At 55.2% G+C, this 22,458-nt stretch carries 24 protein-coding genes; 14 read left to right on the forward strand and 10 right to left on the reverse strand.

The genetic code is table 11. The features are described from left to right. Positions 1 to 346: 346 nt before the first annotated feature. Positions 347 to 1,549: a tyrosine--tRNA ligase gene (gene tyrS, locus DFR30_RS12590; RefSeq protein ID WP_132973755.1), complete on the reverse strand. Its 1,203-nt coding sequence runs from the start codon at positions 1,547 to 1,549 to the stop codon at positions 347 to 349. A gap of 398 nt (positions 1,550 to 1,947) precedes the next feature. Between tyrS and DFR30_RS12595 the strand changes: the two genes are divergently transcribed. Both DFR30_RS12595 and DFR30_RS12600 read left to right on the forward strand, forming a co-directional pair. Continuing rightward, the gene (locus DFR30_RS12595) at positions 1,948 to 3,126 is read left to right on the forward strand and encodes an OapA family protein (protein ID WP_243640738.1); all 1,179 of its coding nucleotides are present in this window, start codon (positions 1,948 to 1,950) and stop codon (positions 3,124 to 3,126) included. 33 nt (positions 3,127 to 3,159) lie between these two features. Next, on the forward strand, positions 3,160 to 4,278 hold the full coding sequence (locus DFR30_RS12600) for an anhydro-N-acetylmuramic acid kinase (protein ID WP_132973759.1): 1,119 nt from the start codon (positions 3,160 to 3,162) through the stop codon (positions 4,276 to 4,278). Here the strand turns inward: DFR30_RS12600 and DFR30_RS12605 are convergent. The 5 genes from DFR30_RS12605 to argC form a co-directional block, all read right to left on the reverse strand. Continuing rightward, positions 4,266 to 5,432, reverse strand: coding sequence for a citrate synthase (locus tag DFR30_RS12605; protein ID WP_132973761.1), 1,167 nt, complete (start codon positions 5,430 to 5,432; stop codon positions 4,266 to 4,268). The genes DFR30_RS12600 and DFR30_RS12605 overlap by 13 nt on opposite strands. A gap of 151 nt (positions 5,433 to 5,583) precedes the next feature. Then, positions 5,584 to 5,925, reverse strand: coding sequence for an iron-sulfur cluster insertion protein ErpA (gene erpA, locus DFR30_RS12610; protein WP_424565410.1), 342 nt, complete (start codon positions 5,923 to 5,925; stop codon positions 5,584 to 5,586). A gap of 96 nt (positions 5,926 to 6,021) precedes the next feature. Then, positions 6,022 to 6,456: a bactofilin family protein gene (locus DFR30_RS12615; protein ID WP_132973765.1), complete on the reverse strand. Its 435-nt coding sequence runs from the start codon at positions 6,454 to 6,456 to the stop codon at positions 6,022 to 6,024. A 36-nt stretch (positions 6,457 to 6,492) separates the two neighbouring features. Beyond that, complete coding sequence (locus DFR30_RS12620) at positions 6,493 to 7,206, reverse strand: DUF6776 family protein (RefSeq protein WP_132973767.1); 714 nt, start codon at positions 7,204 to 7,206, stop codon at positions 6,493 to 6,495. Positions 7,207 to 7,242: 36 nt separating this feature from the next. Then, entirely contained in the window at positions 7,243 to 8,274 is a 1,032-nt protein-coding gene (gene argC / locus DFR30_RS12625) for an N-acetyl-gamma-glutamyl-phosphate reductase (RefSeq protein ID WP_132974480.1), read from the reverse strand. Positions 8,275 to 8,432: 158 nt separating this feature from the next. On the opposite strand from argC, the gene DFR30_RS12630 reads away from it, so the two are divergent. From DFR30_RS12630 to DFR30_RS12655, 6 genes are all read left to right on the forward strand, one after another. Next, complete coding sequence (locus tag DFR30_RS12630; protein WP_132973769.1) at positions 8,433 to 9,740, forward strand: chloride channel protein; 1,308 nt, start codon at positions 8,433 to 8,435, stop codon at positions 9,738 to 9,740. Positions 9,741 to 9,877: 137 nt separating this feature from the next. Further along, on the forward strand, positions 9,878 to 10,411 hold the full coding sequence (locus DFR30_RS12635) for a peroxiredoxin family protein (protein WP_132973771.1): 534 nt from the start codon (positions 9,878 to 9,880) through the stop codon (positions 10,409 to 10,411). Positions 10,412 to 10,413: 2 nt separating this feature from the next. Then, positions 10,414 to 10,830 (forward strand): CopD family protein, encoded by a 417-nt coding sequence (locus DFR30_RS12640; RefSeq protein WP_132973773.1) that lies wholly within the window; start codon positions 10,414 to 10,416, stop codon positions 10,828 to 10,830. 143 nt (positions 10,831 to 10,973) lie between these two features. Continuing rightward, entirely contained in the window at positions 10,974 to 12,182 is a 1,209-nt protein-coding gene (locus DFR30_RS12645) for a porin (RefSeq protein WP_132973775.1), read from the forward strand. Between the two features lie 79 nt (positions 12,183 to 12,261). After that, complete coding sequence (locus DFR30_RS12650; protein ID WP_132973777.1) at positions 12,262 to 12,795, forward strand: FMN-binding protein; 534 nt, start codon at positions 12,262 to 12,264, stop codon at positions 12,793 to 12,795. Further along, the gene (locus DFR30_RS12655) at positions 12,776 to 13,537 is read left to right on the forward strand and encodes a PepSY domain-containing protein (protein ID WP_132973779.1); all 762 of its coding nucleotides are present in this window, start codon (positions 12,776 to 12,778) and stop codon (positions 13,535 to 13,537) included. The genes DFR30_RS12650 and DFR30_RS12655 overlap by 20 nt, the downstream gene beginning before the upstream one ends. 14 nt (positions 13,538 to 13,551) lie before the next feature. Here DFR30_RS12655 and ptsP read toward each other — a convergent pair whose 3' ends face one another. Beyond that, complete coding sequence (ptsP, locus tag DFR30_RS12660; protein WP_132973781.1) at positions 13,552 to 15,816, reverse strand: phosphoenolpyruvate--protein phosphotransferase; 2,265 nt, start codon at positions 15,814 to 15,816, stop codon at positions 13,552 to 13,554. A 44-nt stretch (positions 15,817 to 15,860) separates the two neighbouring features. Next, positions 15,861 to 16,364: an RNA pyrophosphohydrolase gene (locus DFR30_RS12665; protein ID WP_132973783.1), complete on the reverse strand. Its 504-nt coding sequence runs from the start codon at positions 16,362 to 16,364 to the stop codon at positions 15,861 to 15,863. A 182-nt stretch (positions 16,365 to 16,546) separates the two neighbouring features. On the opposite strand from DFR30_RS12665, the gene DFR30_RS12670 reads away from it, so the two are divergent. The 4 genes from DFR30_RS12670 (at position 16,547) to DFR30_RS12685 (ending at position 19,704) form a co-directional block, all read left to right on the forward strand. Next, a complete protein-coding gene (locus tag DFR30_RS12670; protein WP_132973785.1) occupies positions 16,547 to 17,200 on the forward strand; it encodes a histidinol-phosphatase in 654 nt (217 codons plus the stop codon). A 4-nt stretch (positions 17,201 to 17,204) separates the two neighbouring features. Then, positions 17,205 to 18,182, forward strand: coding sequence for a FecCD family ABC transporter permease (locus DFR30_RS12675; RefSeq protein ID WP_132973787.1), 978 nt, complete (start codon positions 17,205 to 17,207; stop codon positions 18,180 to 18,182). Next, positions 18,175 to 18,954, forward strand: a complete 780-nt coding sequence (locus tag DFR30_RS12680; RefSeq protein ID WP_132973789.1) for an ABC transporter ATP-binding protein — start codon at positions 18,175 to 18,177, stop codon at positions 18,952 to 18,954. Before DFR30_RS12675 ends, DFR30_RS12680 begins: the two co-directional genes overlap by 8 nt. A gap of 261 nt (positions 18,955 to 19,215) precedes the next feature. Next, entirely contained in the window at positions 19,216 to 19,704 is a 489-nt protein-coding gene (locus DFR30_RS12685) for a DUF5658 family protein (RefSeq protein ID WP_132973791.1), read from the forward strand. A 9-nt stretch (positions 19,705 to 19,713) separates the two neighbouring features. Here DFR30_RS12685 and DFR30_RS12690 read toward each other — a convergent pair whose 3' ends face one another. Further along, the gene (locus DFR30_RS12690; protein ID WP_132973794.1) at positions 19,714 to 20,154 is read right to left on the reverse strand and encodes a hypothetical protein; all 441 of its coding nucleotides are present in this window, start codon (positions 20,152 to 20,154) and stop codon (positions 19,714 to 19,716) included. Positions 20,155 to 20,337: 183 nt separating this feature from the next. Between DFR30_RS12690 and DFR30_RS12695 the strand changes: the two genes are divergently transcribed. Both DFR30_RS12695 and DFR30_RS12700 read left to right on the forward strand, forming a co-directional pair. Next, positions 20,338 to 21,063, forward strand: coding sequence for an energy transducer TonB (locus DFR30_RS12695; protein ID WP_132973796.1), 726 nt, complete (start codon positions 20,338 to 20,340; stop codon positions 21,061 to 21,063). Between the two features lie 4 nt (positions 21,064 to 21,067). After that, complete coding sequence (locus tag DFR30_RS12700; RefSeq protein WP_132973798.1) at positions 21,068 to 21,613, forward strand: cob(I)yrinic acid a,c-diamide adenosyltransferase; 546 nt, start codon at positions 21,068 to 21,070, stop codon at positions 21,611 to 21,613. Here DFR30_RS12700 and DFR30_RS12705 read toward each other — a convergent pair. Next, positions 21,522 to 22,454: a cobalamin-binding protein gene (locus DFR30_RS12705; protein WP_132973800.1), complete on the reverse strand. Its 933-nt coding sequence runs from the start codon at positions 22,452 to 22,454 to the stop codon at positions 21,522 to 21,524. The two genes, DFR30_RS12700 and DFR30_RS12705, sit on opposite strands and share 92 nt — an antisense overlap. Positions 22,455 to 22,458: the final 4 nt, after the last annotated feature.

The raw sequence follows: 22,458 nt of genomic DNA on the forward strand, positions 1-22,458 counted from the left end.
CACACAAATTACCTAATCTGACTTGTTAATGAACCCGCTGGCGCTCGTCCAGCGTAGACCGACAATTATGACTTACAAATGCCGATCTCGTCAATACTTTTCTCGCTTCCGGCCAACTCAAACAACCTGTGCCACCCCGAAGCGAAGCGCGCATTATACAGGCCGTTTGCCGACCGTCAACTCAAAAAAGGAAATAAATTCTGGCGCTGCCCTGAAGTAAAACAACTACAGTAAAACCATACGGTTGACGTATCCGTCGGTGAGGCAGCATGGCGCAACCAGCACCGATGAGCCGCCGCGCAAGGCGTAACTACACTGGAGGCTGCCTTACTGTATGTAGAGGATGTCAGGCCGAAACGATTCTCACCTGCGCAAAACGCCGTTTTCCGACCTGACAAACAAACTCATGATCGGGATCCAGCCTTAGCTTTGCGTCAGAAATTTTTTCTCCATCCAGTTTAACTGCACCCTGACGGATCATACGCATGCTTTCCGACGTGCTTGACGTTAAACCTGCATCTTTCAGCGCATTGGCAATCGGGATGCCTCCGGCATCAGCCACAAGCTCAACCTTCGGCATATCATCTGGCATGGCACCCTTCTGGAAACGCTCCACAAAATTCTGCTGCGCCTGCTCGGCCGCCTGCCGGGTGTGGAAACGCTCAACAATTTCGACACCCAGCTCAAACTTGATATCGCGAGGATTACGGCCTTCTTCCATCTGCTGTCGCAACTTACTGATCTCTGAAAGAGGTCTGAAACTTAGCAATTCGAAGTAACGCCACATCAAATCGTCAGAAATCGACATCAGCTTGCCGAACATTTCGTCTGGCGCATCTGCAATACCGATATAGTTACCCAGTGATTTTGACATTTTCTGCACGCCATCCAGCCCCTCGAGAATAGGCATCGTCAAAACAGTCTGGGGTTTCTGGCCATAGGCTTCCTGCAACTGCCGGCCAACCAGCAAGTTGAATTTCTGGTCCGTACCTCCCAGCTCAACATCTGCCTTCAACGCTACCGAGTCATATCCCTGCACAAGAGGATAAAGAAATTCATGGATAGCGATGGGCTGGCCAGAGCCGTATCGCTTGTTGAAATCATCGCGCTCCAGCATCCGGGCGACCGTATGTTTCGCCGCCAACTGAATAAGATCAGCCGCCGACATCTCGTTCATCCAGCTGGAGTTGAACATCACAAGTGTCTTTTCCGGATCAAGGATTTTGAATATCTGCTGCTCGTAAGTCTTTGCATTCTCGATGACTTCATCGCGAGTCAAAGGCTTGCGCGTGATATTTTTGCCGGTTGGATCTCCGATCATGCCGGTAAAGTCGCCTATCAGAAAGATGGCCTCATGGCCCAGATCCTGGAACTGCCTCAGTTTGTTCAGCAACACGGTATGCCCAAGGTGCAGGTCAGGTGCTGTCGGGTCAAAACCCGCTTTAACACGTAATGGCTTACCGGTTTTCAGGCGCTCAACCAGCTCTGATTCAACCAGAATTTCCTCTGCACCCCGCCTGATCTGCTCAAGCGCCTCTTGCTGCGACATCCAACCTCTCCCGGATCCCTGAAAAATAAGGCGAAAGGGTATCACACCTCTGCCGATAACCGAGCCAGGGTGGCATGCTTTCTGCCTTGAAATACCTGAATATTGATTCACCGGTTGACCCCGGCGGCCTATGTCAGTTAGCTTTACATACTTATTTAAAAGGGATTTCAGTGCGGTACAACAACTCATCACTGCGGGATTACAGCACCGGTTGGAGCGATAGCCGGTCGTCAAAACGTTCACCGAAAGGCCTTCGGTGGGCTCTGCTTGGTTCGGCTTCCGGCCTGGCCATCGGCCTGTTCTCACTGACATCATTTGATGCAAACGCCATAAAAGTCAAAGAGTTATCAATTGACTTGCCGGTACCTGAAATGGTATCCGAAAGTGCCGGCACGTACATGGAAACAACTGTCGCCGAACCTCGACAAGAAGATGCGGCCACGCAACCTGAGCCTGCACCAGCACCTCTCGCAAAAGGTGAATGGCACACTGTTACGGTGCGCGAAGGCGACAGTCTGGCGCGTATTTTCTCAAAACAGGACATTCCGGCCACACAGCTCCATCACCTGATCGCCAGCGGAAAAGTCGCCAAAAAACTGACTAGAATCTATCCAGGTCAAACGCTACGCCTGCGAACCACACCTGAAGACGGCCTGCTGGAACTGAAATATGAAATCGATGCGTTGAACCAGATCGAGGTTTCACGTAACGGTGATAATTTCGACGCACAACTGGTCACCCGGGCACCGGAACGCCGTAAAGTCCAGGCGACCGGCGAAATCAACAGCTCATTGTTTCTCGCCGCTCAAAAGGCTCATTTGCCCGAAAATATTGCCATGGAGCTGTCCAACATCTTTGGCTGGGACATCGATTTTGCCCTGGACATCCGCAAGGGTGACCGCTTCACTGTGATATACGAAGACCTCTACCTTGACGGGGAGCGTATTGGTACGGGCAACATCCTCGCCGCCGAGTTTATAAACCGCGACAAAACTCACCAGGCAGTACGTTATACAGATGCGCGCGATCATACCGACTACTATTCGCCCGAAGGCCGCAGCATGCGCAAGACTTTCCTGCGCACCCCGGTGACCTTCTCGCGTATCAGCTCGCGCTTCAGTCTTGGCCGCAAGCACCCCATCCTGAACACCATCCGCAGCCATAAAGGTGTGGACTATGCCGCACCACGCGGAACCCCGGTCAAGGCGACAGGCGCCGGGAAGATCGTTTTACGCGGCAAAAAAGGGGGCTACGGCAAAACAGTAGTGGTTCAGCACGGCAGTCGCTACAGCACCCTGTACGCACACCTCAACAGTTATGCCCGTGGTCTACGCAATGGCAGTCGCGTCCAGCAGGGCCAGGTTATTGGTTACGTTGGCAGCACCGGCCTGGCAACCGGACCACATCTGCATTATGAATTCCGCGTTAACGGCGTACACCGCAACCCACTTACCGTAAAGCTGCCGGATGCCGCACCCCTGCAACGCACCTACATGGCAGATTTCAAACTGAAAACCGGAAACCTGCTGGCTCGCCTGGAACTTGCCAGGTCACAGGCCATCGCTCTGAAAGAGTGAGCGGCCGCATACTACTGTACATGCACGTATTTCATGGCTGAGTACTACCTTGGCCTGATGTCTGGCACCAGCATGGACGGTATCGATGCTGTGCTGGTCGATCTGCAGAACGCCCGTCCCGAACTTGTTTGCGCACAGACATTCGCCTGGCCAGACGCGATCCGTCAACAACTCTCACAGATTGTCGATCAACCGGAGGTGGTTTCACTCCACAGCCTGGGGCAACTCGATGCACTCACGGGCGAAACCTTTGCCTATGCTGCACAGTCGCTTGCCCGGGAAGCCGGGATAGCTGCAGAGGACATTCTCGCCATTGGCAGTCATGGACAAACCCTTTTCCATGCACCGAACAGTACCCCGGCTTTCAGCCACCAGTGCGGTGATCCGAATCGTATTGCTGAAATCACCGGCATCACCACCGTTGCCGATTTCCGCCGCCGTGACATCGCTGCCGGTGGCCAGGGTGCCCCGCTGGTTCCCGCATTTCACCAGGCTGTTTTTTCCAGCCCCGATCAAGACCGTGCTGTGCTCAATATTGGCGGTATGGCAAACCTGACGGTTCTTCCAGGCAAGGCAGCTCCGGTTCTGGGGTTCGATACCGGGCCGGGCAATGTCCTGATGGATGCCTGGCACCGCAGGCACCGCCACGATCCCTACGACAAGGGCGGCGCATGGGCGGCACAAGGGGAATGTCTGTCAGCCTTGCTGGAAACGCTGCTTGAGCACCCTTTCCTGCAACAGGTCCCGCCCAAAAGCACGGGACGTGAAGTGTTCTGCGCAAACTGGCTTGACGAACAGCTCGGTCGACTGCGGCTGACAAGCCCGGCAAAAGCAGAAGACATACAACGTTCGCTACTGGAATTTACGGCCAGGACCATTGCTGACGCCGTCAGGCGACATGCTGCCGGAACGCGTCAGTTACTGGTGTGCGGAGGTGGCGCGCATAACACGCTACTCATGCAGCGAATTGCTGAATTCCTGGGAGATATAGAAATCGCTTCGACCGAGGACTTCGGTCTGCACCCGGACTGGGTGGAAGCCGTTGCCTTCGCCTGGCTGGCGAAAGCAACACTGCAGGGTCAGCCAGGCAATCTGCCCTCTGTTACTGGCGCCTCACATCCCGTGGTACTGGGTGCAGTCTATTTCGCATGACGTTCAGAGATCGGTACGTAGCTGCGCTTCGACTCACCGGAATAGACCTGGGTGGGGCGGAAGATACGATTATCACCGAGCTGTTCACGCCAATGCGCCAACCAGCCGGCGGAACGCGCAACAGCAAAAATCGAAGTGAACTGGTCCGGTGGAATACCCATCTCCAGGTAGAGAATCCCTGAATAGAAATCGACGTTGGCGTACACACCTTTGGGCGCCAGTTTTTCTTCACAGGCTTCTTCCAGGGCCAGCGCTGTTTCGAACAACGGCCCCATATTACCGCCTCGCTGCTCCATTAATTCGCGCATCATTTTCTGCAGGATAGTCGCACGAGGATCTTTTACCTTGTATTCACGGTGACCCATACCCCAGATCTTGGCCTTTTTGGCCAGTTGTTCTTCGAGCCAGGGCCGGACATTTTCCGGTCGGCCGATCTCCTTCAGCATTTCCACCACCCGCTGGTTGGCACCGCCGTGTAACGGGCCTGCCAGGGTACCAACGGCAGCCGCCACCACCAGGAAGGGGCTGGCCAGTGTGGAGCCTGCCACCAGCGCCGCAAAAGTCGAGGCATTGATGGTATGTTCCGCGTGCAGGATCAGGCAGGCGTCCATGATGCGTGCCAGCAGGGGATCCGGATCTTCGCCGCTGAACATGTACAGCAGATTTTCGGCATAGTTAAGATCCTTGCGCGGTGGGATTGGATCGTAGCCGTTACGCACATGTTCCCAGTTCGCCACGATCGTTGCCATGCGGGCAATAATCTTGACTGACATGTTGTGCACATAATTCAGATCCTGGCACTGCATCCCTCCGGTGAGACATTCATCACCCGGATAGAACATACCAAGGCTGGCCACGGCAGTTTGCAGCATTTCCATCGGGTGCCCGGTAGCTGGCAGGGACTTCATAATGTCACGCACGTTGTACTTGACCACGCGACTGGCGCGTAAATGCTTTTCAAACGCCGCCAGTTCATCGGCGGTAGGCAGGCGACCGTCAAGTAATAGCAGGGTCGTTTCCTCGAAGGTGCTGTTGAGCGCCAGCTCCTCGATGGGATAACCACGGTAGGTCAGGATGCCAAGATTGCCATCCAGGTCCGAAATATTCGACTGTGTCGCCGGCACACCTTCCAGGCCGGGCAGGTATTCGCTCATTCCTATCTCCTGATTACAGGGCGCGGCTTTTCGCGCCAGGCATGACGGGGGGGTATTCTACAGAGCCTGACGGCTAACGCATCTGGAATGCCCTCTCCAGAATGAAAAAAGGCGCAAAAATTGCGCCTTTTCAAAAAACTTACAGCGTTTATCAGACCGCGAAGGACGAGCCGCAGCCGCAGGTCGTGGTTGCGTTCGGGTTACGAATAACGAAGCGTGCACCTTCCAGGTCTTCCTTGTAATCGACTTCTGCGCCGACCAGGTACTGGAAACTCATGGGATCGACAACCAGCTTGACGCCATCCTTTTCAATCTCTGTGTCGCCCTCGTTGACCGTTTCCTCAAACGTGAAGCCGTACTGAAAGCCCGAGCAGCCACCACCTGTTACAAAAACGCGCAGCATCAGCTTGTCGTTGTCTTCTTCCTCGACCAGACTCTTTACCTTTCTGGCGGCATCATCGGTGAAAACCAGCAGTTCTTCCGAAGTTTCCATATTCTGGGCAGTGTTTTCGCTCATTGATCCGGCTCCACTCAATTACTGAAATTCCGATGCACTCAGTATGCATTTACCTAGTAATTTGGTCAAGTATTACTTGATTGCCGTCATGCTCGACTCCCCCAATACCGGGGCCTCCTCATTGCCTGACAATTCTGATGGATCAAGTGCTTTCCGATGTACCATATTTCCGTTTACTTCCGCCCCCATCGCCATTTCGATCAGGCAATAGTAGAGGTTACCGGTAACCCGCGCATGGCTGGCCAGTTCAACCCGCCCGCTGACATGGACATCACCCACTACGGCTCCGTTCAATACCAGGTTGGGGACCTGCACGTCACCTTCGATGGCGCCCTGCTCACTCACCGTCAACACGGCCCCGGAGCCCGACTCGGCAATAATATTTCCCTCGACCCGGCCGTCGATATGCAAGCCACCGCTGAAGTGAATATTTCCCTTCAGGCGCGTGTGTTGACCGATAATGGTGTCGATACCGGAACAGCCGGCACTTTTTCCCCATCCAAACATTGTTGTCTCCTTAGCCTGGCAAGACCGGCCTGTCATTCAGGTCGGCCACTCCATTGTTGTTTCGACGCCAGATGGCTGCCCTTTACCCCGGGGTTTCAAACGGACGGTCACCCGCTGTGGTTCAAAGCCGTCAGGCAGCACGAGTTCTCCTGCAAAATGTTGGAAATACCTGAACTTATAGTTCAAGACTGCAGCATCTCCAGGCGTCAGCGCTGACAGCGGCAGTTTGACCTGTTTGCCATCCTGCAAGCCTTCGACTTCAAGCGCGATGGTGCCACGCGCATAGCGATCATTACGTTTCAACTGCGTCAGGGTCAGATTATAGTCAAAATGCCCTGACTCATGTCCGGGAACCAGTTCAAGACGCTGTATACGCAAACCGGCTTTTTCACCACCGGGCGACACAATACCGCGATAAAATTCCAGCTCTCTCCGTAACTCCAGCAGCTCATTCTGCAGGGCCGCATAGGAATCGCGCACTTCAAGGTTTGCAAGCCGGTCGATCTCACTCGATTTCTCCAGCACCGCCACCCGCTCACGCAATTCACGATTACGTTTTTCAAGCTTTTCGATCTGGCTATCCAGGTGACCACGTTCCGACTTCAGCTGCACCAATTCATCACCGGCATACTGCTTGCCGAAATTGAACGCCATCGACGCGCCCAGCAAGGCCAGTAAAACCAGTATGCCAAGCAACAGCCACAACATCCTCGGTGAATACACCAGTATCTTGCGTTGACTGCTATCCACGGGAACAAGCTCGCCCGGATCGCGTTTGCATCCTCATCAGGGCAGCAAGGCAATGCCGCGCAGACCGGCGGCTTCATCCAGCCCGAACATGATATTCATGTTCTGCAGCGCCTGGCCTGCTGCGCCCTTGACCAGGTTGTCGATAACGGAAAGCACTACAACCACGTTCGATGCAGGCGCGCGGTGGACCGCCAGCCTGCAGTGATTCGCACCTTTGACGGAGCGGGTTTCCGGGTGTGATCCGGCCGGCAGCACATCGACGAACGGTTCATCCCGGTAGCGCGCTTCAAACAGGGATTGCAGGTCCAGGTCCGGATCGTCCAGCTGCAAGTACAGTGTGGCATGTATGCCACGGATCATCGGCGTCAGGTGCGGCACGAAAGTAAGCCCTACCTGCTGGCCGGAAACGGTTTCCAGACCCTGCCGGATCTCCGGTAAATGGCGATGCCCCGGCACTCCGTAGGCCTTGAAGCTCTCGGAAGTTTCCGCCAGCAGTGTTCCCACGGCTGCCTTGCGCCCGGCACCGCTAACCCCGGATTTGCAGTCGGCAATCAGGCAGGACAGGTCGATCCCCTCATACTCCAGCAAGGGCATGAAACCAAGCTGTACCGCCGTGGGATAACAACCCGGATTGGCCACCAGGCGGGCATCGGCGATCGATTTGCGATTCACTTCGGGCAAACCGTACACCGCCTCTTCCAGCAAACCCGGACAGGCATGGGGCATGCCATACCACGCCTCCCATAAGGCCGGATCTTTCAGGCGAAAATCTGCTGCAAGATCGATCACCTTCACACCCGCATTCAGCAGCGACTCTGTCATTTTCATGGCAATGCCGTTGGGGGTGGCGAAAAACACCAGCTCACACGCCGCCAGTCGCTCCGGATCCGGTTCACTGAAATCAAGGTCGACATGTCCTCGCAGGTTCGGGAACAGGTCCGCCACCGGCGTACCCGCTTCGCCTCGCGAGGTGACCGCCTCCAGCTGCACCCCGGGATGCAACGCCAGCAATCTCAACAATTCAACACCGGTATACCCGGTCCCGCCTACTACGCCAACCTTGATCATGAAGGGTTCCGTCGCGTTTATGACATCAAAGACGCTCATTCTCCGCACAACACCACAGTTTGTCCATGCACGGCAATTGCATGTGCGCGCCGGAGAAAATACCATGTCGCCCGCAGACACCCCGTATTCTCCAGGATGCCACAGGGCGACAACACCTCATGCTGACTCATCTTCGCAATTCCGGGAAAGACCTGCTGTCGCCGGACGCCTGGAAAATCCGGCTGATCTTCTGGGCCGGTGCAGTTGTGGTTGGACTGGTCGCCTCCGGCTTTGCCATCAGTACTGTGTACGTCGAAAAGGGCTTTCATACGCTGCTCGACTATGGAGACTGGGTGCCCTTCATCCTCTGCCCGGTCGGCCTGGTACTGGTCTCCTGGCTGACCCGGAAAGTTTTTCCGGGATCCCAGGGCAGCGGCATCCCGCAATCGATTGCCGCCCTGCAATTGCCCGAACATACCTCGCGCACTGTGCTTCTGTCGTTCCGGATTGCCTTCGGGAAAATCCTGCTGACATTGCTCGGCCTGCTCAGCGGCGCATCGATAGGCCGCGAAGGACCGACCGTTCACATCGGTGCAGCCATCATGTTCTCGCTGGGGCGCTTCGCCAAGTTCCCGCACCACTATATGGATCGTGGCTTGATCCTTGCCGGGGGTGCAGCCGGTATTGCAGCCGCCTTCAACACTCCCCTGGCCGGCATTCTGTTTGCTGTGGAGGAAATGGGACGCTCGTTTGAAGAGCGCACCAGTGGCGTGCTACTGACGGGTGTTTTCATAGCCGGTATAACTGCCGTGGTGGTACAAGGTAACTACACCTACTTCGGTAGCACCTCAGCCGGATTACAGACATCGCAAATGCTGGTGCCAATCCTTGTTTGCGGTATTGTCGGCGGCCTGCTGGGCGGACTATTCAGCACTATTCTTATCCAGGGGACCAGGCGCCTGGCGCCGGTCATGCAGCGCCGCCCGGTAATTATTGCCATACTTTGTGGCCTGGGTATCGCCGGCGCCGGTTACCTGTCCGGTAACACGGCTTATGGCACCGGCTATGAGGAGGCTTCATCTATCCTTACCGGCTCCAGCACATTGCCGGAAAGCTACCCTCTTATGAAAATGCTGGCGACAATCTTCTCTTACCTGAGTGGAATCCCCGGCGGTATCTTTGCACCCTCGCTGGCAACCGGTGCCGGCGTAGGGGCGGAAATTGCCAGCTGGATGCCATCAATGCCGGTGTCCGCCATTATCATCCTCGGCATGGTCGGTTACTTTACCGGTGTCGTGCAAACGCCCATAACCGCTTTTGTCATCGTGATGGAGATGACCGATAACCAGGAACTGCTGCTGCCATTGATGGCAACCGCTTTCATTGCCTACGCGACATCCCGCATTGTCTGTCCGGAGCCTATTTACCGTGAACTGGCCCGTAATTTCCTTCCACCACCCGTGGAAAAGAAAACACCTGTAGATTAAGCCCTGATTAATACATCATTGCGAGCACAGCGCGGCAATCTCTTTCAGTCTCGTGGCAGACATGGGAGATTGCCGCGCTGTGTTCGCAATGAGTATGGCTGTTCGCGCTGAACTGACCAACACGGTACCATTTCGCCATGAAACTGAAAGATAACCTGATCGCACTGTTTGCACTGGCGCTGGTTGCCGGCATGGGTTACCTGTGGCTGGCCCCGGCCGGTCTTTCCAAGGCACCGGATATCACGCTGTCAACGATCCATGGAGATAAAATCACGCTGTCACAACTGCGCGGTAAACCCGTGCTGGTTAATTTCTGGGCCACGACCTGCCCGGGTTGCATCAAGGAAATGCCCCACCTTGTAGCACTGTATAAAGCGCTTGCACCGAAAGGACTGGAGATCATCGGTATCGCCATGCCCTACGACCCGCCAAACCAGGTTATCGCTTTAGCCGGCACGCGAAAAATACCTTACCCCATTGCCCTTGATATCAAGGGTGAGGCGGCACATGCTTTTGGCGATGTCCGCCTTACTCCCAGTAATTTTCTCATTGCGCCCGATGGCCGTATCGTTCACCAGAAGATCGGGGAGATGGACATGGACAAGGTTCGTGCGATGATTAACGATATGCTGGCCCGGTCCGGCAACTCGCAGACAGCGAGTGCCAACTGACCATGCTGTGGATCAAGGCCTTTCATATTATCTTTATGGTGACCTGGTTCGCCGGACTGTTTTACCTGCCCCGGCTGTTTGTTTATCACGCAGACTGCCAGGACCAGGTCGGGCATGAGCGCTTTGTCATCATGGAACGCAAACTGCTGGCCATCATGACACTGGGCGCCATACTGGCAGCATTTTTTGGTTTCTGGCTGCTGGCCGGCTGGCACTGGCCGCTTGTGGAGCACTGGCTGCAGCTAAAACTGGTGCTGGTTGCAGCACTCATCCTCTACCATTTCCAGTGTACTCGTATCGTGACACAGTTTCGTCTCGGTAAAAACTCCCACTCGGGAATATTCTATCGTTGGTTCAATGAGATACCTGCTTTGTTGCTGGTAGCGATCGTGCTGCTTGCTGTCATTCGACCGGCCTGACCAACGCCCCGCCCTTCTGCGTTTCCTCTCTCAAACATAGACTAATATTATCTTAATGCGAACGATTTGCATTTAGTTTAATTTTTCCTATAATGTGCAACCAGTCGAAACCAATCCGCACCGAGGACAACAGGAAAATGAAGATGAAGCGATCAATGAAAACAGGTATCAGTCTTGCCGCCGCACTCCTGACCACAACGGCAGGTGCAGCCCAACTACCTTCTCCGGAAGTCATGTGGGACATCATCCAGAAGCAACAGAAAGAGATCGACGCACTCAAGGCCGTCCAGAAAGATACTGACGAGAAAGTCGAAGCCACTGTCCAGGCCATAGAAGAACAGACAACGGATGGTTCACACGGCACTTCCCTTGCGAGCGGTAAAACCCGGGTCGGCGGCTATGGTGAACTCCACTACAACAATCTCGATACCGATAACGGCAGCGAAAAGTCACTGGACTTCCACCGTTTCGTACTCTTTTTTGGTCACCAGTTTACGGATCGCCTGAGGTTCTTTTCTGAACTCGAACTGGAACACGCCTTTAGCCAGGACACCGCAGATGGTTCAGGCAAGGGCGAAGTCGAACTTGAGCAGGCGTATATCGAGTACGACCTCAATGATCGACACCATGTCCGCGGCGGGGTATCACTCATCCCGGTCGGCATCCTGAACGAAACCCATGAACCGCCTACCTTCTATGGCGTGGAACGCAACCCGGTCGAAAAGAATATTATCCCTGCCACCTGGTGGGCCGCCGGTGTCGGTGCACGCGGCGAGATTGCGCCGGGCTGGGGTTATGACGTTTCCCTCCACGAAGGTTTGAACAACAGCGCCTATAACATCCGCAAGGGCCGGCAAAAGAGCGCCGAAGCCGATGCACATGACCTTGCCTCGACTGCACGTATCAAGTGGACAGGAGTGGCCGGTATTGAGCTGGCCGCCTCGATCCAGTACCAGCAGAATATCACCCAGGGCATCGACAATGATGCCAGTGCCTGGCTGTACGAAGCCCACGCCGATATTCAGCGTGGACCCTTCGGGCTACGCGCGCTTTACGCCATGTGGGACATCGATGGCAGTGGTGCAAAGGCTGTCGGCGCGGACCAGCAGGAAGGCTTCTATATCGAACCTTCCTACAAAGTGACACCAAAATTCGGTGTATTTGCCCGCTACAACCAGTATGACAACGCGGCAGGAAACAATGCAGATACCGGAAAAAAACAGTACGATGTTGGTGTAAATTACTGGCTGAACCCGGACGTTGTCCTGAAAGCGGATTACCAGAAACAGGATAACGAAAGCAACACGGGCGAGAAAGATGGCTTTAACCTGGGTATCGGTTATCAGTTCTGACCCTGCCGGAAACATACAGCCAGCAGGGCTATGGGGCACGCTGTGCCCCATAGCTTTTTTACGTTCCAGGTAAACTGTTATGCGCAGCATGAAAAATTTATGGCCACTGCTTGCACTGTTGTTATGGCTCCCCGCAACAGCTGATGAAAGTAACGCAGCGGAAGCCTTTCTTGAAGAAGCTTTTCACGGCAAAGTGCCAGAACCGGCAATGGTCTGGCTCAGCGGTGAACGCAAGCAAGCCGTTGCACGTATCCTCGGCCATAATTACCCCGCCCTGCGTATCCGCTACTGGCGCAGCGATCAACGAAGTGCATGGATACTCGAAGAAACCGGCAAGGAACAACCCATCACCATTGGCGTCATCGTCAACGATGGCACACTTGAGCGCATCAAGGTTCTCGCCTTCCGGGAAAGCCGGGGGGGCGAAATACGTTATCCCTTCTTCACCGATCAGTTCAAGGGCATTGGCATCGATGACCGGCAGGAGTTGAACAGGCATATCGATGGAATTTCGGGCGCCACCCTGTCGGTAACCGCGATGAAAAAGGTTGCTGCCCTGGCCCTGTACCTTGACAGCATCACGGGAAAACAGGATGTCCAGACAGCACCATAGAAAACAGCGCTTCAAGCTGCGTTCCTTCTACGTGTGGCATCGCTACATGGGGGTTGCTGCGGCACTGTTTACACTGGTCATTGCCTTTACCGGTATTCTGCTAAACCACACGGAAACATTCAGGTTCAGGGACTCACATGTGCAATCCACATGGATACTCGACTGGTACGGCATTGAAGCGCCTGATCAACTCCTGAGCTTCCCGGTCGGTGACCGTCACATCACCCTGATGGGTGATGACCTGTACCTGGACCGCAAGGAAATCGGTGACGACTATCACGATCTGACCGGCGCATTACAGCTTGGCGATATGCTGGTCGTTAGTGTCAACAACAACATCCTGCTATTGACACCACGCGGCGAAATGATCGAGCGCCTCAAACGCAATGACGGGGTACCTGCCGGGATAGAACAGATCGGTATCGATGCCGGGGGCAAGCTTGCCGTGCGCACCCGGCATGAGATATATCGGCCGGATAAAGACTTTATCCGCTGGCAGCGACTCGATAACAAGGGCAGTGACATTCGCTGGGCCACACCCGTACCACTGGAGCCGCGTCTGAAAAAATTGCTGCAGAATCATTTCCGGGGGGAAGTGCTGCCGGTCGAGCGCGTACTCCTTGACCTGCACAGCGGGCGTTTCTTCGGCAAGGCCGGACCCTGGCTGTTCGATATAGCTGCAGCGCTATTGATTCTGTTGTCGCTGACCGGGACCTGGATCTGGCTCAAACGCCGCCGCTGACAGCAGGCACGACATCAACGGCCTGCACGTATCAGCCCACCAAGGCCCGCTTCATCCAGACTGTTGTGCAACAACGCGCGAACGGCAGTAGCATCTTCCAGTAACCAGGTTTCTTCCAGCAGGCTCTGCATCTTTTCGGTATTAAAACTGCGCAACACCCACTTCACGCGTAGCAGACTGGCAGAACTCATACTCAGCGAATCCACTCCCATACCGAGCAGCAACAGGGCCGCGGCGGGATCACCTGCCATTTCACCACACACACTTACAGGGCGTTGATGTGCATGCGCCTCGACAACCACCTGGTGAATAGCGCGCAACACTGCGGGGTGCAGCGCATTATACAGATCACTGACCTGTGCATTATTGCGATCCACCGCCAGCAAATACTGGGTGAGGTCATTGCTGCCAATGGAAAAGAAATCCACACGCTTTGACATGGCCGGTACCTGGTAGACTGCCGATGGCACTTCGATCATGACGCCGATTTTCGGGTAGGTGGTCTGTTCACCTTCCTCGACCAGTTCTTCGTGCGCACGTCGCACAAGGCCTGCAGCTTCGTCAATCTCATTGACGCTGCTGATCATGGGCAACATCAACTGCAAATTATCAAGTCCCGCGTTGGCGCGCAGAATCGCGCGTACCTGGGTAAGAAAGATTTCCGGGTGATCCAGCGCAATACGAATACCGCGCCAGCCAAGAAAGGGATTCTCTTCCTCTACCGGGAAGTAAGGCAGTGCCTTGTCGCCACCGATATCCAGCGTACGCACCGTCACCGGTGATGGCGCAAAAGCCTCCAGCACCTGGCGGTAAATTCGAAACTGCTCTTCCTCACCCGGGAAACGGTCACGGATCATGAAAGGCACTTCGGTACGGTACAGGCCCACCCCTTCGGCACCGCAGCGTAGCGACGGCGAAATATCCGATAACAGGCCGGTGTTCGCATATAGCGGTATGTGTACACCATCAGGCGTTTCCGAAGGTAATTCTATAAGATCCAGTAAATCCTGGGACAGCGCCGCCTCTTCTTCCTGCAGGCGCTGAAATTCTTCACGGATAGCGCGCGACGGACGCACGAACAGACGCGCCTGATAACCATCAACAACAATATTCTGGCCTTCCAGGCGATTGACCGGGAGGTCTTCAACGCCCATCACGGCAGGGATGCCCAGCGCACGCGCCAGAATCGCGACATGAGAAGCGCTTGAACCACGCGCTGACACAACACCAATCAGGTACTGTACCGGCACTTCGGCCAGCTGACTGGCACTGATCTCTTCACCGACCAGGATGGTATCCGGTTCAAAGGAGCGCTGAACCGGACTGGTGCTTTGCAAATGCTCAAGGATACGCCGCCCGAGGTCACGTACATCGCTGGCTCGCTCTCGCAGGTACGGGTCTTCCATCGCCTCGAAGGCATCGACGTGTTCAACAATCGTCTCGCGCAAGGCACCCGGCGCCCAGTTGCCTGCACGAATTCTTTCGATAGTGCCTTCGACAAGATTCTCGCTGCGCAGCATCATTATGAGCGCGTCGAACAGTGCAATATCTTCTGCCGGCAGGGAATCGACCATGCGCGCAGACATCATGCGCATATCGCGTTCGACCGCACCTACTGCTGCACGGAACTCGGCAATTTCAGTCTCTGTATCCTCAGCCGGGCGATCCGGAATGGCTTCCAGATTTGCCATCGGGTACACCACGCGCGCATGACCGACTGCGGCGCCCGGTGTACCGGAATTACCTTTCAGGGCATAGCGTGATTCATCGGTTTGCTGCAGCAGGTGAGTGATATCGCCACTGGCACCCGCGTGACTGATAGCGCCCGCCAACTGCGCAGCCAGGGTAAACAGGAAAGTTTCCTCAGGTTCTGCAAAACGTCTCCGCTCACGCTGGCGCACCACCAGCACGCCCAGCACCTTGCGGTGCTGGACGATTGGCACGCCGAGGAAACCGTGGAAAGGATCCTCACCGATTTCGCCCGTATAGACATAGGCCTTGTGTGAAGACGCATCATCGAGGTTGAGCATCTCCTCACGACGCGCCACCACACCGACCAGGCCTTCGCCAAAGTTGAACCTTACCTTGCCGACGGCATCCGGGTTATACCCGTCTGTCGCCATCAATACGTGCTGCTGTCTCTCCGTATCGGTAAGGTAGACCGAGCAAACGTCCACCACCATCGCCTGTTTGACGCGAGTGACGATAATGGAAAGCGCGCGTGCCAGGTCCGGCGCGCGATTCACTTCCTGAATAATACGTCTCAGGGTATCGAGCAAGTTTCAGATTCCATTCAAGTCAGGGCAAATGCCCGTGAAGCCACTCAGCGAGTGGCCATATCCGGCACCTTGCCGTCGGGAAAGATCAGCGGTGCCAGCTCGTGCAGTGCTTTTTTATAGACTGTGCGTTTGAAGGGCACCACTTCACTTAACGGGTGCCAGTAATCCACCCAGCGCCAGTTATCGAATTCCGGCTTGTCGCTCAGGTCAAGCCTCACAAAGCGTTCGTCGCCCACCAGCCGTAACATGAACCAGACCTGTTTCTGACCGATGCACACCGGTTTCTGATGATGACGGATAAATCGCTCAGGCAGTCGGTAACGCATCCAACCACGTGTTGATCCCAGAATGTCCACGTGCTCCGGCTCCAGGCCAATCTCTTCCTCCAGCTCACGATACATGGCCTGCTCGGGTGTTTCCTTGTCCTGAATACCACCTTGCGGAAACTGCCAGGCATCCTGGCGGATCCGCCGCGCCCATAACAACTGACCTTGCGGATTCGTCAAGATAATCCCGACATTCGCCCTATAACCATTTGAATCAATCACTTGCGCGCTCTATAGAATCTTTTATTGAATAAAACCATTGTACACACGGCGTCAAGCGGCGCAAATCCGTAGGGTAAGGAGGCTCAAACTCGAGAAGACACCCCTGCCGTGTATAGTCTGATTTACCTTTGTCGGTGGTACGACTATCCTGCACACGCAGTTTACCTTAACGGATAAAAATCATGGCCTTGGCGCTCTTTGATCTCGACAATACACTCCTTGCCGGCGACAGTGACTATCTGTGGGGCTGCTATCTTGCAGAACACGGCATCGTCGACGGCGAAGCCTATGAATCCGAAAATCAACGCTTTTATGACCAATATCTCGACGGAAGCCTGGATATTCATGAATTTTTACGTTTTCAGCTTAAACCCCTGGCCGACCATAGCCGGCAACAACTGGAAGCCTGGCGAGAAGAATTTCTGGCTACCCGGATCGAGCCCATCATGCTCGAAAAAGCCCACCAGCTGCTTGATCGGCACCGCGCTGCTGGAGACGAATTACTGATTATTACTGCCACCAATCGCTTTATTACCGAGCCAATTGCAGCGCGTTACGGGATCAGACACTTGCTGGCCACCGAGCCTGAACTTCGCAATGGCGAGTACACTGGCGGAATCATTGGCGAACCCTGCTTTCAGGGCGGCAAAGTCAAACGCCTGCAACAGTGGCTGAAAGAAAATCGTGCCACACTGGACGGCAGCTGGTTCTACAGCGACTCGCATAATGACCTGCCCCTACTCGAACAGGTCGACTACCCGGTCGCTGTCGACCCGGATGACAAGCTCCGCGCACTGGCCAACGAACGCGGCTGGCCGGTAACCAGCCTGCGTTGACACAGTGAAGCCACTACGCCCTCTACCTCTGTTTGCAGCACTCGGTCTTGCCACGCTGGCCGGACTCTGGCTGAGCCTCGATACCGGAACTGCCACGCTCCAGCTGAGTGACTTTCTTGCGGACAGTGGCACACTCAATACACAAATCCTGCTGGAGCTTCGCCTGCCACGCACTGCCACCGCTTTCGTCACTGGCGCCTTGCTGGCAATCGCCGGCGCACTTATGCAGGTGCTGTTACGCAACCCGTTGGCTGACCCCTACATCCTCGGTGTCTCAGGTGGTGCCTCGGTTGGTGCGCTGCTGGCATTGTTGCTGGGTGCCGGTGCACTGCTTCTGCAGGCCTCGGCTTTTACCGGAGCGCTGATATCAACGCTACTGGTCTTTGTACTGGCGCGCGGACACGGTAACTGGAATACCACCCGTCTGTTACTTACCGGCGTGGTACTGGCCGCTGGCTGGGGAGCGCTCATCAGCCTGCTGCTCGCCATCAGTCCCGCCAGCCATATACAGGGTATGCTGTTCTGGCTGATGGGCGATCTCGGTTATGCACACCTGCCTGTCGCCGGCAGCGTTATATTGTTGGTTACTGCAGTGTTTGCCATTGCATTGTCCCCGTCACTGAACCTGCTGGCCAGCGGTGAACTGCGTGCCGCATCACTCGGTGTAGAGGTCAACAAACTTCGATTCACCCTTTATATTCTGGCATCACTGGCGACCGCTACGGCCGTCACACAGGCAGGCAACATCGGCTTTATCGGTCTGATCGCACCGCACATGCTGCGTCTTGCGGGCGCCCGGGATTATCGTCTGCTGATCCCCGGTGCCGCATTATTCGGGGGCGCGCTTTTATTATTTGCAGATGCACTGTCGCGCAGCCTGGTAGCTCCACAAATGCTGCCGGTCGGCGTACTGACTGCACTGCTGGGGGTACCGATGTTCCTGCTCCTGCTATACCGTTCGCAGGACAACCGGCATGCCTGAAAATATCCCGCTGCTGCAAACCACCGATGTCGACATCTGCATCGGCGACAAAGTCTTTGCCCGCACCCTGAACCTCGAGGTAAAACCCGGACAATGCTGGTGCATTCTTGGCCGTAACGGCGCCGGCAAGACCACGTTGCTGCATACGTTGGCAGGGCTCCATTCACCCACCACGGGACAAGTGCGACTCGAAGGCAATCCTGTCCAGACACTGGCGCGTAAATATATCGCTCAGCGGCTTGGTGTGCTGTTCCAGAACCAGGAAGACCACTTCCCTGCGACAGTCATGGAAACCGTCTTGCAAGGGAGGCACCCTTACCTGCGCAGTTGGCAGTGGGAATCCAGGACAGACCGGGATATTGCCAGTAACGCCCTGACACAAGTTGATCTGAGTGGCTTTGCCGAACGCGATGTGCAGACCCTCTCAGGCGGTGAGCGCCAGCGTGTTGCTATTGCCTCTTTGCTTGCCCAGCAACCCCGCCTGCTTCTGCTCGATGAACCGACAAATCATCTGGATCTGCAACATCGCATTCAAATTCTGGAACGACTACGTGACCACACCCGGAAAAACGCTACCGCGATTGTCATGGTGTTACACGATATCAATCTCGCGGCGCGCTTCTGTGACCACACGATACTGATGAGTGGGCAGGCACAAATTCGTGTCGGAGAAAGCAGGGATATCCTTCGGACGGAAACACTGGAGCAGGCATTCAACTACCCTCTGACAGCCCTCCAGACAGCACATGGAAAGGCCTGGCTACCCCAATAAATGTAAATTATTTCGACACATAGTAAGTTGGGGCAATTTCTCTCTGTAACCTCGAACTCTCGTAAATAGACACCTATCATGCTGTTAATAGAATGTTATTCTGATAATCCGTCATTGCAGGCCAGTCAGCTTTAATCGGAAATTTTTACACATTTAGATTGCGACAACCGGGGTAATTCGCTAACTGACTGAGTTTTCAGCATCTTCTCAAACGGCATAGCAATTGCTCCGTTTAAGTAAAGAATCTGCGGAAAAGTCATCATGCCTTCAGGCAACACAGCAACAGCGTTGAACAGCCAGTCCCGTGCTGAAGAGCGGCGTGATCAATTGGATCGCCGTCGCCACAGCTGGCGCACCGTAACCTACTGTGGCTTGCATGGCCGCGGCCGCCGCCGGCATGCGCGCCGTGAAGGACACAACTACTACCTGGACTGGTATGACCCAAGGCTGGTGATGACAGGCCTTGGCATTGTCCTGTTGAGCTGCCTGGATGCGCTGCTGACGCTGACGCTGCTCAATCGTGGCGCCTATGAAGCCAATCAGTTCATGGCACAGCTGATGGAAATCGGTATCGGCACTTTTGTTGCCACCAAAATTGCCATTACCTGTATCGGCATCCTGTTCCTGCTGATGCATTCGCACTTTCGCATTCTGAAAGTCACCAGCGGCAAGCAGGTACTCAAACTGCTGCTGTCAGTTTATGGCGTACTGATTCTGTATGAAGCCGTATTGTTGGGAGTGATGGAATGACAAAAAAAATTAACTGGAAAACAGCCGCTGCCACCAGCGGCGCCGGTTGCCGGGTTGCGGCATCGGCGCTTGCAAGTCGGCTGGAGGCAGCTTGGAAAGAATCCAGCCGGGCAGGGGCGGGTTATCACTGTATCCGCAGGACACACCCAGGTTGTTCGGGTCAAAGATTTTCACGAAACTGGGGTTAGCCGGGTCATCGACATAGACAATGCCACAATAGTCTTCCTCATGCTCCTTGCGCAGTAAAACATCGATCTCATCGACAAAGCGCAGCACGTCATCAGCGTCCGCGGTCTCCTCCGGCGGTGTTTCGCCAACGGCATATACATACCATTCACCGGCTGCATCGGCTCTCAGACGCTCCCAAAGTTCATCGAGATGTTCCCAGCGCAGCACGCCATAAAACGTACCCTTGAACTCACGATGAAATTCGCTCTGTAAACCGTTCATGACCTGCCCACCTGCCGTCTGAGTATCGGTGAAGCCTAATACACTCGCAGAACCCGCTCAACGGCAAATCGCTAACAGCAAAAACAGGCTTTAAACTCATAGGCTTACCGTCTCCGTCTATTGACAGGCCATCCGCCTGACGCGTACAGTGGCGCATCTTTCCAGACCCTCTCAGCCCTGCTCATGGATCTTCGCATTGCCGTATTTGTAACTGCATCAACGCTCGCCCACAGCGTCCTCATGCTATGGCCTGCTGCAGACCGGACTCAACAACTGACCGTTGGTGGAGAAGCGCGGGCGTTACAGGTAACACTCGCATCCCTGGCTGGAAGCACTGAGCACAGCATAGCCCGGGCCGGGAATACACAAGCCCTGGCGCCAGCAAACGACCTGCAACGGGATAGCGACCGTAAAAAAAATATTCTCGCGCCTGTTCCTGTAGCAGCGAAAACGGTCAGCCCCGTCGCGGCAAAGCAGGGTACAGACGTATCGCAATTTACCGGAAGCACACCACAACCGCTGGCCGAAAACACAACGCCACACTCCGATACTACAGCCAGGCAACCGGCCTCGCGCCAGCAGATGACAACCACGCAACACAGCAGTACCAAACTTGTCAGCGAATATATCAGCGCCGCATTGAGAAACCGGTTGGCACAACACTTTGAATATCCCTGGCTGGCACAACAGCGTGGCTGGGAAGGCCGTGTGCTTTTATCGCTACGTGTGGCAAGCAACGGCAGCCTGACCGAATGGAAAATTATACAAACCTCCGGCTACCGCACTCTCGACCAGTCAGCACTGAAGGCCGTAAAGCGCATCGAACATCTTCCCCAGGCCAGACGCTGGCTAAAGAATGGATCTCTGGAAGTTCGGCTCCCCGTGCAATACAAGTTACTCGGAAGCTGAAGGCATGGGACACCGCCTGTCAAAAATCTACACCCGTACCGGCGATAACGGCGAAACCGGACTCGGTGACGGCTCACGGGTTTCCAAGGATGCATTTCGTATAGAAGCCATCGGCACCATAGACGAACTGAACAGCCTGATCGGAGTCATGCTGAGTGGTGAAATGCCAGAGGAAATACGAGCGGAATTGACTGAAGTACAGCACCAGCTGTTTGACCTTGGTGGTGAATTATCTATCCCCGGGCACACTATTCTGGAAGCAGCTGCTGCCGAACAGCTGGAACAACAGCTCGATGCGTTGAACGCCAGCCTGCCAATGCTGAAAGAATTTATACTGCCCGGTGGCTGCACGGCTGCCGCTCACTGCCACCTTGCGCGTAGTGTATGCCGGCGTGCTGAACGGAGACTGATCACGTTGGCCGGCACTGAATCCATCAACCCTGCTGCCGTTCAATACATCAATCGCCTCTCGGATTACCTGTTTGTGCTGGCACGTCACCTGAACCGTAGCGCCCGGGTACCGGACGTGCTGTGGCGTCACGACCGCTAACATTACCCTGTCGCGCCTGATCAATGTGTTCACACAGTTCCTGTGCCGCCTGCACGGCACGCGGTGTCTGCCTCTCCAGCAGTTCTGCCGGGACAGTGTAGAGATGACCGGCCTGAACGGCGCGCAGGCTTTTCCATTGGCGCCAACGCTCTTCCCAGCCAGCACTTTTGCCGGGGTGGCGACCGGCAATCAGCACCTCCGGATCAGCTTTCAGCACAGCTTCAGGATCTACTGCCGGGGCAAGGTCTGCTAAATCATCAAAAATATTTACAGCCCCGCACAGGCTCAGCCAGTGGCTGATCAGATGCTGACCATTTACGGTCATCAGTGGCTGATCCCAAATCTGGTAGAACACCGTCACCGGTCGTCGACCGGCGTAACGAGATCGCAAGGCGTCTACACGCTCACGAAATGCTTCAGCTGCCTGCTGCGCCTTTACCTCACTATCTGCCAGTCGGCCGAGTGCAAGAAGATTTCTGGCAATCCCATCTATATCGCGTGGCTCGGAATAGAAAACCTTAATGCCAAATTGTTCCAGCTGGCGTAGCTGCAACCTGGCATTGCCACTTAACCACGCCACCACCAGGTCCGGCCGCTGCGCAACAACAGCTTCCACATTCAACCCGGCACCACTACCGACACGTGGTAACTGGCGCGCAGCCGGTGGCCAGTCGCTGTACTCGGACACGGCAACCACGCGATCGCCTGCGCCCGCGGAAAACAGCAATTCTGTCGCATGGGGAGAAAGACTCACAATCCGGTGTGCCGGCTGTTCCAGGTGGATAATACGGCCTGCATCATCCCTGGCTTCCACGGCAGCACTGGCCCGGCCCGTCAGCATGCCC

The sequence above is a fragment of the Thiogranum longum genome (genome assembly GCF_004339085.1).
In the GTDB taxonomy this organism is placed as follows: Bacteria; Pseudomonadota; Gammaproteobacteria; order DSM-19610; family DSM-19610; genus Thiogranum; species Thiogranum longum.

Bases quoted from the DNA above. Each gene is read 5' to 3' on its own strand.
- DFR30_RS12705 (WP_132973800.1), bottom strand. From the start codon at position 22,454: ATGCTGACGGGCCGGGCCAGTGCTGCCGTGGAAGCCAGGGATGATGCA.
- DFR30_RS12605 (WP_132973761.1), bottom strand. From the start codon at position 5,432: ATGAGCGAATACCTGCCCGGCCTGGAAGGTGTGCCGGCGACACAGTCG.
- DFR30_RS12615 (WP_132973765.1), bottom strand. From the start codon at position 6,456: ATGTTTGGATGGGGAAAAAGTGCCGGCTGTTCCGGTATCGACACCATT.
- DFR30_RS12655 (WP_132973779.1), top strand. From the start codon at position 12,776: ATGTCCAGACAGCACCATAGAAAACAGCGCTTCAAGCTGCGTTCCTTC.
- DFR30_RS12600 (WP_132973759.1), top strand. From the start codon at position 3,160: ATGGCTGAGTACTACCTTGGCCTGATGTCTGGCACCAGCATGGACGGT.
- DFR30_RS12595 (WP_243640738.1), top strand. From the start codon at position 1,948: ATGGAAACAACTGTCGCCGAACCTCGACAAGAAGATGCGGCCACGCAA.
- DFR30_RS12630 (WP_132973769.1), top strand. From the start codon at position 8,433: ATGCTGACTCATCTTCGCAATTCCGGGAAAGACCTGCTGTCGCCGGAC.
- DFR30_RS12685 (WP_132973791.1), top strand. From the start codon at position 19,216: ATGCCTTCAGGCAACACAGCAACAGCGTTGAACAGCCAGTCCCGTGCT.
- DFR30_RS12645 (WP_132973775.1), top strand. From the start codon at position 10,974: ATGAAGCGATCAATGAAAACAGGTATCAGTCTTGCCGCCGCACTCCTG.
- DFR30_RS12670 (WP_132973785.1), top strand. From the start codon at position 16,547: ATGGCCTTGGCGCTCTTTGATCTCGACAATACACTCCTTGCCGGCGAC.
- DFR30_RS12680 (WP_132973789.1), top strand. From the start codon at position 18,175: ATGCCTGAAAATATCCCGCTGCTGCAAACCACCGATGTCGACATCTGC.
- DFR30_RS12690 (WP_132973794.1), bottom strand. From the start codon at position 20,154: ATGAACGGTTTACAGAGCGAATTTCATCGTGAGTTCAAGGGTACGTTT.
- tyrS (WP_132973755.1), bottom strand. From the start codon at position 1,549: ATGTCGCAGCAAGAGGCGCTTGAGCAGATCAGGCGGGGTGCAGAGGAA.
- DFR30_RS12695 (WP_132973796.1), top strand. From the start codon at position 20,338: ATGGATCTTCGCATTGCCGTATTTGTAACTGCATCAACGCTCGCCCAC.
- erpA (WP_424565410.1), bottom strand. From the start codon at position 5,925: ATGGAAACTTCGGAAGAACTGCTGGTTTTCACCGATGATGCCGCCAGA.
- DFR30_RS12635 (WP_132973771.1), top strand. From the start codon at position 9,878: ATGAAACTGAAAGATAACCTGATCGCACTGTTTGCACTGGCGCTGGTT.
- DFR30_RS12640 (WP_132973773.1), top strand. From the start codon at position 10,414: ATGCTGTGGATCAAGGCCTTTCATATTATCTTTATGGTGACCTGGTTC.
- argC (WP_132974480.1), bottom strand. From the start codon at position 8,274: ATGATCAAGGTTGGCGTAGTAGGCGGGACCGGGTATACCGGTGTTGAA.
- DFR30_RS12700 (WP_132973798.1), top strand. From the start codon at position 21,068: ATGGGACACCGCCTGTCAAAAATCTACACCCGTACCGGCGATAACGGC.
- DFR30_RS12650 (WP_132973777.1), top strand. From the start codon at position 12,262: ATGCGCAGCATGAAAAATTTATGGCCACTGCTTGCACTGTTGTTATGG.